Origin of the sequence: Leptolyngbya sp. FACHB-60, from assembly GCF_014695775.1 — a bacterium.
Lineage (GTDB): Bacteria > Cyanobacteriota > Cyanobacteriia > Phormidesmidales > Phormidesmidaceae > Nodosilinea.
Map to the genome: position 1 here is coordinate 1 of NZ_JACJOX010000059.1, position 15,997 is coordinate 15,997.

Genomic DNA, 15,997 nt, shown 5'->3' on the forward strand with positions numbered 1-15,997 from the left:
AATACCGAAGACTATGCTTACGGCTGGTGCTTGAAAGGCGAACGATTCGCGGCTGAACGTCGGGGCAATCGTACCGAACGAGTGAGCTTTATAGCGGCTTGGCATCACCATCAGCTCGTTGCCCCACTTACCTATCAGGGGTACTGCAATCGCCTGGTGTTTGAAACATGGTTAGAGGAGAAACTTTTGCCCGTACTCGAAGCTGGCAGTGTGATCATCTGTGACAACGCCTCGTTTCACAAAGGTGGACGCATTGAAGCATTGATTCGTCAGGGGGGCTGTCATCTCTTATATCTGCCGCCTTACTCCCCGGATTTGAACCCAATTGAACATCAATGGTTTGTTCTGAAAAACCGGATGCGAAAACAGATTCAATCCGGCCAACCCTTTCGCCAAGTCGTTGACCAAGCCTTCGTTGACTGACCGAATCTATCCACGGATTGCTATATAACAAAGCTACAGATGTTGCATCGGGCGCAAAACCTTGCGCCCCTACCAGTTGCGACTAATTGACTTGCTTGCCGTGGATGCCTACTCCATCCGCTCCGCTAGTTCCATCCAGCGTTCGGTGGAGGAATCGATGGTGGCAGTGAGTTCGCCCAGTCGCTCTGAGAGCTTTGTCACCTCGCTATAGTCGCTGGGCGGGTTGCCGTAGAGCTGCTTTTCTAGCGCCGCTTTTTCGGCCTCCATAGCAGGAATTTGAGTTTCTAGCTGCTCGTATTCTCGCTTTTCTTTGTAGGAGAGCTTTTTGGTCTTGGCATCGGCGCTTGAGTCCACCTTTGCTACAGTCTGAGTAGATGCAGCCTGAGATTTGTTGGCCGCTGCCTGCTTTTCATTCTGTTTATCAGTGTCTGAGGCTGCTTTTTTGTAGTCTAAATAGACTGAGTAGTTGCCCGGATAATTTCGCAGTACACCGTTGCCCTCAAAGGCAAAGATGGTGTTGACGCTGCGGTCTAAGAAGTAGCGATCGTGGGAAACCACAATCACGCAGCCGTTAAACTCCTCCAAGTATTCTTCCAATACGCCGAGGGTTTGCACATCGAGATCGTTAGTGGGCTCGTCGAGAATCAGCAGGTTGGGGGCCGAGAGCAGCACCCGCAGCAAAAACAGTCGCCGCCGCTCGCCACCAGAAAGCTTCTCTAAAGGAGAATACTGCTGGTTAGAAGTGAACAAAAACCGCTCCAGCATTTGGGAGGCGGTGATTACGCTGCCGTCGTTGGTGGTGACCAGCTCGGCGGTTTCTTTCAAGTATTCGATTACCCGCTGACTGGGGTTGGCGAACAGATCTTCGGAGTGCTGGTCGAAGTAGCCGACGTGGATGGTGGTGCCGATATCGACGGTACCGGTGTCGGGCTCTAGGCGTCCGGTGATTACGTTCATCAGGGTTGATTTGCCAACCCCGTTGGGGCCGATGATGCCGATGCGATCGTCGGGGGCGAAATCGTAGGTGAAGTCTTTGAATAAAAGGCGGTCTTCGTAGCTTTTAGAGACATTCTCCAGCTCGATCACTTTTTTGCCAATGCGGCGACCGACGGTTGAGATATCTACCTTGCCGAGGGATTCTTTGAACTCGCGGTTTTGCATATCGCCGATGCGATCGATGCGGGCCTTTTGCTTGGTGCTGCGGGCCTTAGGGCCGCGCTTCAGCCATTCCAGCTCGCGGCGCAGTACGCCAGCGTGCTTCTTTTGGGTGCTCTGGTCAGCCGCTTCAGACAGGGCTTTTTTCTCCAGGTAGTAGGCGTAGTTGCCTGCGTAGCCGTAGAGGTCGCCCCGGTCAATTTCGAGAATGCGGTTGGTGACCTGGTCGAGAAAGTAGCGATCGTGGGTGATGAGCAGCAGCGCACCGCGAAAGCCGCTGAGGTAGCTTTGTAACCACTCCACCGATTCGGCATCGAGGTGGTTGGTGGGCTCGTCCATCAGCAGGGCATCGGGGTCAGCAAGCAGGGCAGCGGCGATCGCTACCCGCTTTCGATATCCCCCCGACAAATCGCCCACTTTGGCGTCAAAGTCATCAATGCCCAGGCGGCTAAGAATTGCCTTGGCGTTGGTCTCTAAATCCCAGCCATCGGCAGCGGCAATTTTTTCGGATACCGTCGAGAGCTTGGCCATTAGGGCATCGGCGTTGCCTGAGCCCTGAGCCATGTGGTGCGAGATGTCTTCGTACTCGCGAATCAGCGCCATCTGCTCGCCCGCGTCGGCAAAGACCTGCTCTAAAACGGTGCGATCGGCCTCAAAGTCGGGCTGCTGGGGCAGGTAGACAATCTTGGCCCCAGGGTTAACCCAAAAGTCGCCACCGTCGAAGGGCTCTAGCCCGGCAATCATTTTCAGCAGGGTTGATTTGCCTGAGCCGTTGGTGCCAATTAGGCCCACCTTGTCGCCCTCATCTAGGCTAAAGCTGGCATCGCGGAGAATTTCCTTAATGCCAAAGTCTTTGGTGGCAGAGCGCAAAGTAAACAGAGTCATGGGCAGCTGGGTCATGAACCCTTAGATCATAGACCCTAGGGTATGCTGGCGGGGCGAAGTCAATTAGTTAGGCATTTCACCAGCGGTGGTTTGAGAACTAGCCGCATAAGTGCCGAAAAGCCGAGGCAGCAGCAACCCCGATCGCGCCTTATAGTCTGCAAACTCAGGATAGCGCGATAGAGACTGGTCTTTTTTGCGCATGTTGGGCACAAACAGCATAGCGGCAACCAAACCCAAAATGGCAAAGGGCAACCAGTGCATCGCCAGCAGGGCAAAGGAGAGATAGATCAAGATCTCGCCTAAGTAGTTGGTATTGCGGCAGCGGGCAAAAAGGCCTTCGGTAATTAGCCCCGGTTGATATTTGAGGGTGAAGTATTTTTGAGCATCGCTGGCATAGTGCAGAAATATGCCGAGGATGTTGAGAGCGATCGCCCCTGCGACCAAAGGCAACGGCGGCTCTACCCCCCGGCTAACCAGCAAAAAGGGAGCCACCCAGTAGAGGCTAATGAACCCAAAGCTAAAAATTCCGGTGGCTGGGGGAATGGTTTGCTCCCACTGCTTGTCGGGATACAGGCGGTCTTTGAGCAGCCACAGCAGGCCGTAGGTGCCGTGGAGAGCCAGGTAAACCCACGGCCCCAGGCCAAAGTTTTGGTAAGCCACCATCAGGGCCACAACGAAAAGAGCTGTAGTGCCTTTGTGGAGGTTAATGACGTGCTTTATTTTCATTGCAGTGTCCCTAGATGGCTTCACTATCGTAGCGATGACGAAAATATATCGCTAGACGGAACAGGGCATACCCCTCGCGCCGATAGGCTAAAGCCACCGCGGGGATGACCCAAAGAGGTCCATTTTCCAGCGAAGATTCTCTCCGCCAAGACTACGAGATTTTCCTATGACGTTATTTTCCTTGTTCCGCTGCGATCGCATGGGACGACGCTTGCTGATGGTTGGGTTGGCCTGTTTCCTCAGCTTGACCAGTTTTTTAACTATTGCTGTACAGCCGAGTTTGGCCCAAATTCCCTTCGATTCAAAAGAGGCCCACGGTCAAACTAAAGACCAACTCACGGGTCGCACCGAGGGCAAACCGCTGAGTGCCGAAGAACGGTTAAACCGGGCCTATGACATGAGCGAAGCGACAGGCATACGGGAAGAAATGCGCCAGGCTGAGGGCAAAGTTGACCCTGAAGAGGACAATGAAAGCTTGGTTGAAAAGGCCACAGATGCCGTTAAGCGAGTTACGGGGGCATCGGGTAAATCGAACTGAAAGTTGGGATCAACTAACCGCTGATGCCCAAGCATCAGCGGTTATAGCCCCTAGCCTGCTTTTGGGTCGGGCATGGCGTTGCTGACGGAATAAGGATTGCAACGAAAATTTGGTGGCACATCCTGGTGCTCTGTCAATGCTGAAATTTAGGATGTGCCTATCTTTTGGCATGGTTTTTTAGTGGTGCATTGCTTCGCATTGGCGGGGGCTCGCCTTAGCGTTATGCACCCTACGGACCTATCGTGGTGATGAAGTTGGTGTAGGGGCTAGAACCAGGCACATCAGCGCATCTCCTGCACCCATCGGGTGAGCACTCGCATGAGTTTGCCTGAGCTGTGGGGCATGACGATGCTCCACTCGCTAACGTGGGCAAAGCCCCGCAGGTGCAACGTTTGCACAATAGTTTCGATGCCCTGAGCACTGCCGATCACCATCAGCTGCACAGGCTCACGACCTTCAACAGGCAAATCGGTGGATTGTGGCATGGCAGCAGCAGCAAGAAAGGCAGAGTGGCGGAGGTGGGAAGTTGCATTGGCAAGCGAACGGTTAGCTTGTGACATGGCAAAAATAATGTTGACATTTTGGCAGCATAAACGAACGCTGACACATTGGCAACATGGACGAGCCTAGCCCCCTCTGCCAAAATTTGGCTATGGGAAGGGCAGGCAGCGCACTACGGCAGGTTTTGGAGACTTACGGCATTAGCCAAAACAAGTTGGCAGTGACAATGGGTACAGACCGCGCCAACGTGAACCGCTGGGTGAAAGAACTCCGCGACCCAGCTGGCGAGGTAATTTTCGAGATTAAGGAAGCCTTGAAGCAGATCAACCAAGATGCTGCTGATGAATTTGTTCGTTTATATTTATGCAACTAGAAAACGCGCTTTAGCAATTCAAGATAAAACGCTTAAAGTTTTGATTTATAAGAGCTGAGAGATGGGTGTGGCCGAGTCTTAGAACTTATCCATCAGCTTCAATTACCTGATTTGCAAGATAGCCAAAAAGCTGAGGTCCTACCTGAGCTTTTTAGCTATCTGTTCATTTAAGCGATCGCTGCGGTAAAAAAATCAGAATCTTTTGCAAATGAGCCAGAGCAAACTTCAGACAACGAGACACAGAAGCAGTAGGAGTTTTTCCGTTACTCTGTAAAATAATCAAAATCTATTTTTTTGAGTTCGTATACTTTTCGGGTGTTTACTCCTACACCAAATTCAATCATGTGTTGGGCTAGAGATTGCCCATCAATAAGAATAATTTTGCTTTCAATTCGGGAAACAAAATCTTTGGCCTCAGCGGTGAAAGAGGAGGATGTTATAAAAATTCCCTTTCTAGCTCTAAAACCTTGTAAAGCACCTGCGAATTTTTGAATCTCAGGTCGACCAACAGGGTTTTCCCAACGCTTAGCTTGAATATAGATAATGTCCAATCCTAACCGATCTTCATTAATGATTCCATCTATTCCACCGTCACCGCTACGACCAACGGTTTTGCCAGCATCTTGACGAGTTCCCCCATAACCCATGCTAACCAGTACATCAACTACAAGTGTCTCAAAGAAACTAGGAGAACAGCTCTTAATGTTATCTAAAAGCTCAGATGCCAGATCTTGAGCTAGCCCCTGAATAATAGACTCCAAGTTTTCTTCTGGAGTCTTTTCCAGAACAGTGGCACCTAAATTTTCTATTTCTGATTGATCTCGCTTGCTTTTCTTAAACTCAAGAAAATCAGGAAATTGCTCTAAAAACTTGACGTCAATGCTAGATGGTTGTTTTTGGAAAACTGACTTACCTCTAGGAGTAATTTGAAAGTACCCTCGACGAGTTGACTGCAAAAGTCCAGCTTTTTTTAGGTAAGTTCTTGCCCACCCAACTCGGTTGTCAAAAGTAGCTTGGCGACCACTCGGCAACATTTCCTGACGTTCTTCATCATTAAGCCTAAAATGCTGAGCAAGCTTCTCAATAGCTTCTCTCAGTGAATACTCCTGCCCATCAGCAGCCATCTGTATAAGCGGAAGCATTACGGATTGATAATCAGGTATAAGCACAAAAAACTACTGAAGTGGAAAGCTTCTGCCTCTATTTGTTCTTTATATTACCTGCTTAGCAAGCTTGTATAACTACTGCCTAAGTGGCAAGTACTTTGGCTGCCCAGCGAGAAATCAGCGTCAGCGCTGAGCACCAGCCCTGAAAATATCGCAGACTTTAGCGCTTCCCCTGACCTAAACAGGTTCGCTTAGTACTCACCCTCTACCAACATGCTGAATTCAAATATTTGCAATGGGGGACGCTTAAGCCTGCCCGTTGGCCACCAGCCACACGTAGGCCAGTACACCTAATGCGGCCACCCCAGCTAGGGCCTCACCCTGCTGATTGACAAAGGTTTGCGCGATCGCCCAAGAGTCGCGCAGCAGCTGTCGCCGGGTTTGGCCCAGCTCAACCATCAGCGCCTTAACTTCGGCGTTGACCTCTTCAATGGTCAACTCGTCGCGCTGGTAGGCGGCTTGGACCTCGTCTAGCTTGCGCCAGTAGTCTCGGGTGGCACCCATCAAATCGGGAAGCATTGGTTAACTTTTGTAACTGCGTTATTGACAGTTTAACGCTGCTCCGATTTGGGAGGGCTCTGTAGAAAGGGGTAGGGTGAGGTTAGGCCTTTGTTGCTTCGATCGTTTTTTCTGCTACCTTCTCTTGTGCTTTCGCGGGTATCTGCTCAGTGACGGCTACAGCCACCTCATCGCCGTGGGCCTGATAGAAGACTAGGGCCGCCTTCACCTGAGCTTCAGAAAGACCATACTCTTCGGCAATCTGCTCCGTTGACCAGTCCCACTCAGTCGCCGCCATCACCACGGTTCGCACATGAATGCTAGTGCCATGCACCACAGGTACCCAGCTATTCTCGGCATCGGAGCGAAAGGCAATATCTGGAAAGGCAGGGTCGGGTTCCATCAGAGCGCAGTGGGTTTCTTTTTGCAGCGAGGCTAAAACCGTATTCACGAGCTGCCAACGGTCCTCGACAGAGAGTTGCAGAACCTGATCTTGTAATTCCTGGAGCGTCATAGATGTGAGCATAGGTGCGGGTTGAACACCTCCTATTAAACTGCAAATGCTGGGCCGGGTCTTGTCTGCGGCAGCCCCAGGGGGCCAAGGCGACTGGTTTATGCTGATAGAAGTGCCTCTCGCCCGCAGGAGAGGTTTGATAAACCCCATTTCTCTCTTGTTGCGCTATGTTTGCCACCACTGCCCCGCCGCTGCCCGTCAACCGCGATCGCATTCGCCCCGCCATTCAATCTTTGCAAGACCAGTTGGTCACTTGGCGACGTGGCCTGCACCAGCGGCCTGAGCTGGGGTTTAAAGAGTGGCTGACCGCCGACTTTATCTGCGAGAAGCTCAGCGAGTGGGGCATTGACTACCAGCGCAACATTGCTCAAACCGGTGTGGCAGCAGTGATTGAGGGCACCCGGCCTGGCCCTGTGCTGGGCATTCGCGCCGATATGGATGCCCTACCCATTCAAGAAGAAAACACCGTGCCCTACTGCTCACAGCACGACGGAGTGATGCACGCCTGCGGACACGATGGCCACGTGGCGATCGCCCTGGGCACCGCCTACTACCTGGCCCACCACCGGGACTTTGCGGGCACTGTCAAAATTATCTTTCAGCCCGCCGAAGAGGGGCCGGGGGGTGCCAAACCCATGATTGAAGCTGGGGTGCTGAAGAACCCCGACGTGGAGGCCATGATTGGCCTGCACCTGTGGAATAACCTGCCCCTAGGTACCGTAGGCGTGCGCACTGGGGCGTTGATGGCGGCGTCAGAATTTTTTACCTGCACCGTGCAGGGCAAAGGGGGCCACGGCGCGCTGCCCCACCAAACAGTCGATTCCATCGTGGTCGGATCGCAGATTGTTAACGCGCTGCAAACTATTGTGGCCCGCAACATCGACCCCACCAAGTCGGCGGTGGTTACCGTGGGTCAGTTTCATGCAGGCAAGGCTCAAAACGTGATCGCCGACACTGCCACTTTTGGCGGCACTGTGCGCTACTTTGACCCTGACTATGCCGACTACTTCGCTCCCCGCATGGAGCAGATTATTGCGGGCGTTTGCCAGGCCCATGGGGCCAGCTATAGCTTCGACTACAGAGCTCTATACCCCCCCGTGATCAACGATGCGGGCATGGCGGATCTGGTGCGATCGGTGGCTTTAGCGGTGGTAGAAACCCCGGCAGGAGTGGTGCCCGACTGCCACACCATGGGCGGCGAAGACATGGCTTTTTTCTTGCAGGAAGTGCCGGGGTGCTACTTCTTTTTAGGCTCGGCCAATGCCGACAAGGCACTGGCCTACCCCCACCATCACCCCCGCTTCGATTTTGATGAAACGGCTCTCGGGTTGGGGGTGGAGATGTTTGTGCGCTGTGTAGAGGCTTACTTTGAGGAGTAGATGGGTGGATGGGTAGGGGGTTAGGTGTTCCCTTTCTCCTCTGGGGACGCTCCGCGTTGACAATGCTTGTCCATTAGGGCAAACGACTTTGCCCAGGGAACGCTCGAAGTTAACTTCTTTAATGGGGAGGGTTCTCAGCCAGCAGAGTTGCTATGCTTGGCGGTTAAATAACGAGGATTCCACCATGGGGCAGCTGTTTCGGCGGTTTAGGGGGCTGGCGATCGCGGCGATCGCCCTAGTCGTGAGTATCTTGTTAACCCAGGGGATGCACCTAAGCGGCGGGATTAGTAATCGGGATGCGATTGCTCAAACCAATGCCCCACCGCCAGCCCTGGCTCCGGCCTTGCCCATGGTCAGCGGCAGTTTTGAAGACCCCCAGGGCCGATTTCAGATTGGCATTTTAGACGGCTACAGCGTTAGTTCGGCGGGTGGCAGTCCTCTATTTCAGGCGGAGGATGGCAGTTTAGCCTACACCGTAGCGGTAGCGCCCTTACCTTCAGCCCAGACACCCGAAGCAGCCCTGGTGGCGGCAGCAGAGAGCACCTTTGGCGCGGGGGAGGGCTTTGCCGCAGGCGACGACGTGCAGCCCATCCCCGGCGGCGGCATCCGCATCAACTGGACGGGTCGCCTCAGCCAGGGAGCCGCCCCGCCCCAGCCCATTACCGGCAAAATCTTTGCCCGCCAGCGCGGCGAAGAAGCGTTTTTGCTGCTGGTAGCCGCTACCAATGCCGCCGAACCCCAGTTGTCTGATGCCATCAACGCCCTGGGGGGGACGCTAACCGTGCCATAGGCTACAGTAGCGTTAATTAAAGGGGCTAAGCAGGCTATGGGTATACGCCGATCGACCTTGTGGGGGCAGCCTCAGACCTATCTACTGCTGGGGGGCACCGCCCTGGGCTATGCCCTGATGATAGTTTTGGCGGGGCCAAAGCCCGTAGCCGTGCTGGCGGGCTCTGGAGTCGCAGCAGCCATGGTGAGCAGCTGGGCGGCGGGCTTTCGCCCCAGCGAAGCGACAGCGAATAGCGGCGACCTGCTCGACGCCCAAACCTTTGCCAGCCAGCTGGGTACTCTGGAGAAACGGGTGCCGCCCAAGGCCCAAAAAACTTGGCGCGAAGTGCAGGATTGGTCTACTGAATCGCAACGCTTTGCAGCCCGCATCTACGATCGCGACCCCCTTCTGCAAGTGGAACTGCTCGAAGCCCTGCACACCGTGCTCGATCTCTCGGGCCAGGTGGCCGATGGCCTAGCCGTGCTTGACCAGATCGAAACCCCTGCTTACCAACAGATGGCCCAGCAGCGCTTGGCCGCTAGCCGCGATCGCCTCCAGGCCACTCACTCCCAGCTGCAACAGCTCCAAGACCAGGTCGCCCTCTCCACCCTCGACACCGTTGGCGACAGCACCCTACCCCACAGCCTCCAATCCCTGATTGAGGCCAACAAAACCATCCTCCAAGACAACCAAGATTCTGCGTAGCCCTTAACCTACTGAAACCTTCGGGAAAACACGCCATTCATCGTGTATCTACTTCCCCATCCCCTCATCTTCCTCATCCCCACCTACCCCCCGACATGCGCCGCCTTCCCCTCATTCCGTTTCTCATCAGCCTCTGCGCCGTGCTGCTGTGGAACTGTACGCCGGACGTTTTTAATAGCGCTCCCCAAGTCGACTCCGTGGAGAGCGCTCAGCAGGCTCTAGAGCAGTCGGTATTGCCCAAGATCACCGTTGGCGAAGACCTGATTGCCGATGCGGTGGCCAGCCGCTACACCACCGACCAGATCGTCGATCCGCTGCCTGATGTCAACACCTTCCCGCTACACGCGGCCCAGCCTGGTGGCAGCAATACCGCATATATAGAGATTTATAGTTCCTCTGAAAAGGCCAACGTCAATCGCCAAAACGAGCGCTGGCTGGTGGAAGTTGCCGAAGCCTTTAACCAACGGCAAGAGACTCTGCCCTCTGGGGAAGTGATTCAGGTGGGGGTGCGCCAGGTGGCCTCGGGCACCGCTGCTCGGTTGCTAGGGGCCGGGGCCGTCAAGCCCCAAGGTTATAGCCCATCTAACGATCTCTGGGTGGCCATTGTACAGAGCCAGGGGGTAAGCACCGTGCCTGTGGCCGCGCGCCTGGTGCCCAACACCGCCGGGTGGGTGCTGCCTAAGCCCGTCTACGACAAATTAGCCGAAAACGGCACTGTCAGCTTTGACCGGCTGCTGAATGCGATCGCCTCGGGCGAAGTCACCGTAGCCTACCCCAACCCCTACAGCAGCGCCACCGCACTCAACCTGCTCTACACGCTCTACTGGCGGGCCGCCGGGCACCAGGAAAATGGCGGGCCGCTCACTGTGGCCGAGCTGCAAACCCCTCAGGTCAACTCGGTCTTTGACCAGTTTCAGCAGCAGGTGCTGATCACCACGCCCACCACCCTCGACTTGCAGGAGCTATTCCTGCGCGACCAGAGCAACCTGCAAGCCTTTCCGCTGGAATACCAAAACTATCTGGCCCTGCGCGAGGTGCCCGGTTTTAACGACACCGAGTTTGTGCCCTTTGGCGTGCCCCACAACAACCCCCTGGTCGGCTTTAACTGGAACACGCCCCAGCAGGCGGCGGCCCTACAGCGGTTTGCCCAGTTTGCTCAGTCGACCGAAATGCAGACCCTGGCCCAGCAGCAGGGCTTTGTCGAAACCGACTACCTGAAGGCCAACCAGGTGCCCCCCTTTCCCAACGGCGAGACCCTGCTGGCCGCCCAGTCAAACTGGAAGCTGCGCAAAGACGGGGGCCGCACCGTCTACATGGCTCTAGTGATCGACACCAGCGGTTCCATGGAAGGGGAGCGCATCCAGGCTCTCAAGGACGGGCTGCGGGTCGCCGCCGGGCAGATTAACTCGGGCAACTACGTCAGCGTCGTCACCTTTGCCGATGCGCCCACCCGCCGCCTGCCCCTGGCCCCCTTTGATCAGCTTCAGTACCAAAAGTTTTTGGCCACCGTTGACAGTTTGCGGGCCGATGGTGCGACGGCCATGTACGACGGAGCTATGGTGGGCCTAGCCGACCTGCTGGCCCAAAAAGAAAAAGACCCCAACGGGCGCTACTACCTGCTGCTGCTCAGCGACGGCGAGGTCAATCGGGGCTACACCTTTGACGCCGTTCAAGACATCCTGACCCACAGCGATGTGCGCTTCTACCCCATCGCCTACGGTGAGGTGAATCAGGGGGAATTGCAGGCGATCGCAGCCCTGCGCGAGTCTACCGTGCAGCAGGGCACCCCCGACAACGTGCAAACCCTGTTCAAGGATCTGTTCCAGGTTAATCTTTAGGGGTTTGAGGTTTAGGGTATAGGGTGCAAGGTGTTGCCTTAAACCCTATACCCCACCCCATTTCCCCTATTCCTAAGGCTTTACGACCTGCCCCCATGCGCAACCCCAACCAACGACTGCTTCTCACCCTCGGCCTGGGCTGGTTGGCCTTTGCCGGCCTAGGGCTGGGGTTGCGCCAACTGCTGGCGGGTCCAGCGGTGACGGTGATTATCGATCGCAGCTACTGCGCCCCGGCCCAGTGGCAGGAACGGGTAGGCGATCGCTACGCCAGCCTCTATGCCGAGAAAGAGCAGCGAGAGCTCACCATCGACCAGGTGATCTACGTTAGCGACTTGGGTCAGGAGGTTGCCGAAGCGATTCCCTCGCCCGAAGACGTGCAGACCCTCAGCACCTACGGCAGACCCAACCCCACTCAAATGCAGCAGGCCACCCAGGAGAATCCCGACGCTACGGTGCTGAGCTGCGGCAATTAGGTGGATGGGGAGAGGGGTGGGTGAGTAGGGAGTATGACTCCGCCACTTACCTCGATTCGGGCCTAAACTGGAGGCTGCGTCAACATTTGCATCGTCCCCATGACCGCTACCCCCACCCTCCCTAGCGACGACACCACTCGCCGTCCTGACAGCGACTGGCGGCTGTTTCTGCGCATGTGGCCCTACATCTACAAGCACCGCAACGCCCTGGTGATGCCGTTGATTTTGCTGGTGCCCCTGGCGCTGGCCAACGCCCTCCAGCCGGTGCTGATTGGCCAGGCTATTTCCCTGATTCGTCAAGAGCCGGTCATGTTTTTTCTGGAAGGTTTCACTCTCCAGAGCGGGCTAAATTTGCTGGTGGGGCTGCTGGTTGTTACCGTCCTCATTCGTCTGCTGCTGGATGGTTTTCAAAGCTACCTGGTGCAGGCCGTGGGCCAAAATATCACCGCCGACATTCGCACCGACCTGTTTATCCACGTCACCTCGCTGGCGGTGCGCTTCTTTGATCGCACCCCCGTGGGTAAGCTGATTACCCGCATCACCAGCGATGTCGATGCCCTAGGCGACGTATTTTCTACCGGGGCGGTGGGCATTGTCACCGACGTGGTTTCGATGCTGGTGCTGATCGTGGTGATGTTTACCATGCAGTGGCAGCTGGCCCTCATGCTGCTGACCCTGCTGGTGCCCGTCACCTGGCTGATTATTTACTTTCAGCAGCAGTTTCGCAAGGCCAACTACAAATCCCGCGAGCACCTTTCAGAACTCAACGCCACTCTGCAAGAAAACGTGGCGGGCATCAACGTGGTGCAGCTGTTTCGGCGCGAGCGCTATAACGCTGAAATGTTTCGCCACACCAACCAGAAATACATCACCGCCGTTGATAAAACCATTTTCTACGATTCAGCAGTGTCGTCTACGCTGGAGTGGATTTCACTGGTGGCGATCGGCGGCGTGCTCTGGCTCGGCGGCTTGCTGGTGATGCAAGAAGCTCTCACCTTTGGCACCCTGGCCACCTTTATTCTCTTTGCCCAACGCCTCTTCGACCCTCTGCGTCAGTTTGCCGACAAGTTTACTGCCATTCAGGCCGGTCTCACTGCCGTGGAGCGCATCACCGACCTGTTTACCGTGCCGGTAGAGATTCGCGACCCGGAGAAGGTGGGCGGAGATGAGGAAGGTAGGGAAGCGGCGATGAGGCTTGGAGGAGACAATGGTAACGGAGTGAAGGAATTAATAGCTAAAGAGAACAATAACTTAACCACCTTCCCCACCACCTATCTATCCATTTCCCCCACCTCCCCATCTCTTCTATCTTCCCCACCTCCTCAGCCCCTCACCCTCTCACTCTCCAAAGCCTCCGAAATCTGCTTCGACCACGTCACCTTCGGATACAAGGCTGACGAGCACGTGCTCAAAGACCTCACCTTCACTATTCGCCCCGGAGAAAAGGTGGCCCTGGTGGGGCCGACGGGGGCCGGAAAGAGTTCGATCATTCGGCTGCTGTGTCGGCTCTACGACATTAACCAGGGGGCCATTTTGCTCGATGGGGTCGATATTCGCAATTTGCCCCAGGCGGAGCTGCGGCGGCGCATGGCGGTAATTTTGCAGGATGGCTTTCTCTTTGCTGGGGATGTGAAGAGCAACATTACCTTGGGGGAGGAGTATCCCCTAGAGGCGGTGGTTGAGGCGGCGAAAAAGACCAATATTCACGGGCTGATTGAAGAGCTGCCCCAGGGCTACAACACCGAGCTGCGGGAGCGGGGCACTAACCTCTCGGGTGGCCAGAAGCAGCTGCTGGCCTTTGCCCGAGCGGCGATTCGCGATCCGGGAATTTTGGTACTGGATGAGGCCACCGCTAACCTGGATGTAGGCACCGAAGCAATGATTCAAGAGGCCCTAGAGCGACTGCTGGAGGGGCGCACGGCGATTATTATTGCCCACCGCCTTTCCACTATTCGCCATGTCGATCGCATTCTCGTGCTCAAGCATGGCGAGCTGGTCGAGCAGGGCAGCCACGACGAGCTGCTGGCGCGGGAGGGGTTGTATTCGAGCCTGTATCGTCTCCAGCGGCTGGGGGTTTAGAGCCTCATACTAAGTCCTTCTTGGTTAACCCCCGATTCAGAAGGGCGAATGTGATAGAGCCTCTGGCTCGGCTATGCCTACGCCCCTATGGATTGGCCGTTTGGGAATCGGGGTTACGTGATTAGGGTTTGGTATAAGGGGGCTGGGGGCCAGCGCGAACGGCAGAAAAATCTGAAGAAATAGATAGATTCAGCGGTTTTCAGCCCGCGGTCGGGGCCTTTGCGATAGAGTTTGCCCAGAGATATTTGCAGCAGGGTAGGGCTATGGCTAAGTGGGGTAAGGGAATGACGCAGCATTGGGGGCCGAAGCCCCGGCTGAAGGCGCTGCTCTGGCTGGGGGGAATTGGCGCTCTGGTGCCCCTGGCCCTGCCGGTGCTGGCCCTTACCGAATCGGTCGGTTCTGAGGGCATTGACGCCCGACGGCTGCACGATGCGCCCTACAATCTGACCGGCGAAAAAATTGCCATTGGCCAGGTCGAAATTGGCCGCCCCAGCCAGTTTGGTCTGGACAAGGTAGCCTCAGAAACTCTGCCTGTGGTGGTGCGGCGCGTGCTGGTGCTCGACGGCTGGGCTGTGGCCGATGAGTATGTTGATGGCCACGCCGCCAATGTAGCTAGCGTCATGATCAGCCAGGACAAGTTGCGGGTGGGAGTTGCCCCCGCCGCCATGCTGTACTCGGGGGCAGTGGGGCCATTGGGCGATCGCAGCGCCCAGCCTGAAGAATGCCTTGCCTCCCAGTCAGTGGCATTGCAGAATGGCGGTGACGTACGGGCCATCAACTTTAGCTTTGGCGAACCTCTAGGCCGCGACCCGCGTCCCAACGCGGTGCTCGACGGCAACGCCCTGCTTACCCAATGCATCGACTGGTCGTCGCGGGTACACGGTGCTCTGTACGTGATTGCGGGCAATCAGGGTGGCGGCGGCATTCCTATTCCCACTGACAACTTTAACGGGCTTAACGTTGCCTACTCGCGCCAGGTCAACGGCCAATTTAACAAAATTGACTACTCTAATTTGGGCAGCGAACCCACGATGCAATCGCGCCGCGCTGCCCCCGAAACCAACGAAGGCCCCCGCCGATCGATTACCCTGGTCGCCCCCGGCAGCGACATTGAGTTGATTGACCCCGACGGGCGGGTGCGGCGCTCTAGCGGCACCAGCTTTGCCTCGCCCCACGTGGCGGGCACCATTGCCCTGATGCAACAGTTTGTCGATCGCCAGTTTCGCACCGGGTCGTCCAACTGGTCTTTAGAGGCCCGTCACCCCATGGTGATGAAAGCTGTGCTGCTCAACTCTGCCGACAAGATTAAAGACAGCGGCGACGGCCTGCGCCTGGGTATGACCCGTACCCTAGTCGATGACGGCAACCGCTCTTGGCTGGAGTCTGATGCTTACCGCGATCGCAAGATTCCGCTCCACAGCGACCTGGGCACAGGTCACCTCAACGCCTACCGCGCTTACCAACAGCTAGCCCCCGGTGCCACTGGCCCCGACCAGGCGATCCCCGCTATCGGCTGGAACTTTGCCGAGCTAGAGGCCCAGCCCGCTACCGTCCACGACTACGAGTTTGCCGATGCCCTGGCGGCGGGCAGCTTTTTATCGGCCACCCTGGCTTGGGAGCGGGTGGTAGACCTGGTCGACGCCAACAGCAACGGCCTCTACGATCTGGGCGAGGGCTTTAACGACAAAGGGCTCAACAACCTCGATGTGTACCTGATGCCCGCTGACGAAGACGACATCACGAAGAGTGTGTGGTCTTCGGTGAGCGAGGTCGACAGCGTTGAACACATTTTTTACCAGATTCCGGAAACGGGTCGGTACAAACTGAGAGTTATCTACAAGCAGCAGGCCCACAGCGAACCCACTCAACCCTATGCCCTGGCCTGGTGGTCGGTGCCTGCGCCCTAGGCAATACAGCAGGAGTTTCAGCCACGATATCTTAAGAAAAACCCAAGCCTTTTTTTGAGGAATGCCCA

General features: G+C 56.0%; 16 protein-coding genes. 10 read left to right on the forward strand and 6 right to left on the reverse strand.

Annotation, left to right across the window (positions count from 1 at the left end):
- On the forward strand, positions 1-423 hold a 423-nt coding region (locus H6F57_RS22395; RefSeq protein WP_190625376.1), incomplete at its 5' end, for an IS630 family transposase.
- Positions 424-531: 108 nt separating this feature from the next.
- On the opposite strand, the gene H6F57_RS22400 is transcribed toward H6F57_RS22395, so the two are convergent.
- Positions 532-2,463 carry an ABC-F family ATP-binding cassette domain-containing protein gene (locus H6F57_RS22400; RefSeq protein WP_190628912.1) on the reverse strand — a complete coding sequence of 644 codons (1,932 nt, stop codon included), beginning with the start codon at positions 2,461-2,463 and terminating at the stop codon, positions 532-534.
- Positions 2,464-2,526: 63 nt separating this feature from the next.
- The gene (locus H6F57_RS22405) at positions 2,527-3,189 is read right to left on the reverse strand and encodes a DUF1295 domain-containing protein (protein WP_190628852.1); all 663 of its coding nucleotides are present in this window, start codon (positions 3,187-3,189) and stop codon (positions 2,527-2,529) included.
- A gap of 166 nt (positions 3,190-3,355) precedes the next feature.
- On the opposite strand from H6F57_RS22405, the gene H6F57_RS22410 reads away from it, so the two are divergent.
- The gene (locus H6F57_RS22410; protein ID WP_190628853.1) at positions 3,356-3,727 is read left to right on the forward strand and encodes a hypothetical protein; all 372 of its coding nucleotides are present in this window, start codon (positions 3,356-3,358) and stop codon (positions 3,725-3,727) included.
- A 281-nt stretch (positions 3,728-4,008) separates the two neighbouring features.
- Here the strand turns inward: H6F57_RS22410 and H6F57_RS22415 are convergent, their stop codons facing one another.
- Positions 4,009-4,212, reverse strand: a complete 204-nt coding sequence (locus H6F57_RS22415; protein WP_190628854.1) for a hypothetical protein — start codon at positions 4,210-4,212, stop codon at positions 4,009-4,011.
- A gap of 167 nt (positions 4,213-4,379) precedes the next feature.
- On the opposite strand from H6F57_RS22415, the gene H6F57_RS22420 reads away from it, so the two are divergent.
- Entirely contained in the window at positions 4,380-4,601 is a 222-nt protein-coding gene (locus H6F57_RS22420) for a helix-turn-helix transcriptional regulator (protein WP_190628913.1), read from the forward strand.
- Between the two features lie 263 nt (positions 4,602-4,864).
- Here H6F57_RS22420 and H6F57_RS22425 read toward each other — a convergent pair whose 3' ends face one another.
- The 3 genes from H6F57_RS22425 to H6F57_RS22435 form a co-directional block, all read right to left on the reverse strand.
- Positions 4,865-5,770, reverse strand: a complete 906-nt coding sequence (locus tag H6F57_RS22425; RefSeq protein WP_190628855.1) for a restriction endonuclease — start codon at positions 5,768-5,770, stop codon at positions 4,865-4,867.
- Between the two features lie 243 nt (positions 5,771-6,013).
- Positions 6,014-6,286, reverse strand: coding sequence for a hypothetical protein (locus H6F57_RS22430; protein WP_190628856.1), 273 nt, complete (start codon positions 6,284-6,286; stop codon positions 6,014-6,016).
- 82 nt (positions 6,287-6,368) lie between these two features.
- Positions 6,369-6,791 (reverse strand): DUF433 domain-containing protein, encoded by a 423-nt coding sequence (locus tag H6F57_RS22435; RefSeq protein ID WP_199294874.1) that lies wholly within the window; start codon positions 6,789-6,791, stop codon positions 6,369-6,371.
- Positions 6,792-6,946: 155 nt separating this feature from the next.
- On the opposite strand from H6F57_RS22435, the gene H6F57_RS22440 reads away from it, so the two are divergent.
- The 7 genes from H6F57_RS22440 to H6F57_RS22470 all read left to right on the forward strand — a co-directional run bounded on the left by H6F57_RS22440 (position 6,947) and on the right by H6F57_RS22470 (position 15,929).
- The gene (locus H6F57_RS22440; protein WP_190628857.1) at positions 6,947-8,158 is read left to right on the forward strand and encodes a M20 family metallopeptidase; all 1,212 of its coding nucleotides are present in this window, start codon (positions 6,947-6,949) and stop codon (positions 8,156-8,158) included.
- Positions 8,159-8,342: 184 nt separating this feature from the next.
- Entirely contained in the window at positions 8,343-8,948 is a 606-nt protein-coding gene (locus H6F57_RS22445; RefSeq protein WP_190628858.1) for a hypothetical protein, read from the forward strand.
- Between the two features lie 36 nt (positions 8,949-8,984).
- The gene (locus H6F57_RS22450; RefSeq protein ID WP_190628859.1) at positions 8,985-9,632 is read left to right on the forward strand and encodes a hypothetical protein; all 648 of its coding nucleotides are present in this window, start codon (positions 8,985-8,987) and stop codon (positions 9,630-9,632) included.
- A gap of 95 nt (positions 9,633-9,727) precedes the next feature.
- On the forward strand, positions 9,728-11,470 hold the full coding sequence (locus H6F57_RS22455) for a VWA domain-containing protein (protein WP_190628860.1): 1,743 nt from the start codon (positions 9,728-9,730) through the stop codon (positions 11,468-11,470).
- 95 nt (positions 11,471-11,565) lie between these two features.
- Complete coding sequence (locus H6F57_RS22460) at positions 11,566-11,943, forward strand: hypothetical protein (protein WP_190628861.1); 378 nt, start codon at positions 11,566-11,568, stop codon at positions 11,941-11,943.
- A 99-nt stretch (positions 11,944-12,042) separates the two neighbouring features.
- A complete protein-coding gene (locus H6F57_RS22465; RefSeq protein WP_190628862.1) occupies positions 12,043-14,022 on the forward strand; it encodes an ABC transporter ATP-binding protein in 1,980 nt (659 codons plus the stop codon).
- A 263-nt stretch (positions 14,023-14,285) separates the two neighbouring features.
- Positions 14,286-15,929 carry a S8 family serine peptidase gene (locus H6F57_RS22470; RefSeq protein WP_190628863.1) on the forward strand — a complete coding sequence of 548 codons (1,644 nt, stop codon included), beginning with the start codon at positions 14,286-14,288 and terminating at the stop codon, positions 15,927-15,929.
- Positions 15,930-15,997: the final 68 nt, after the last annotated feature.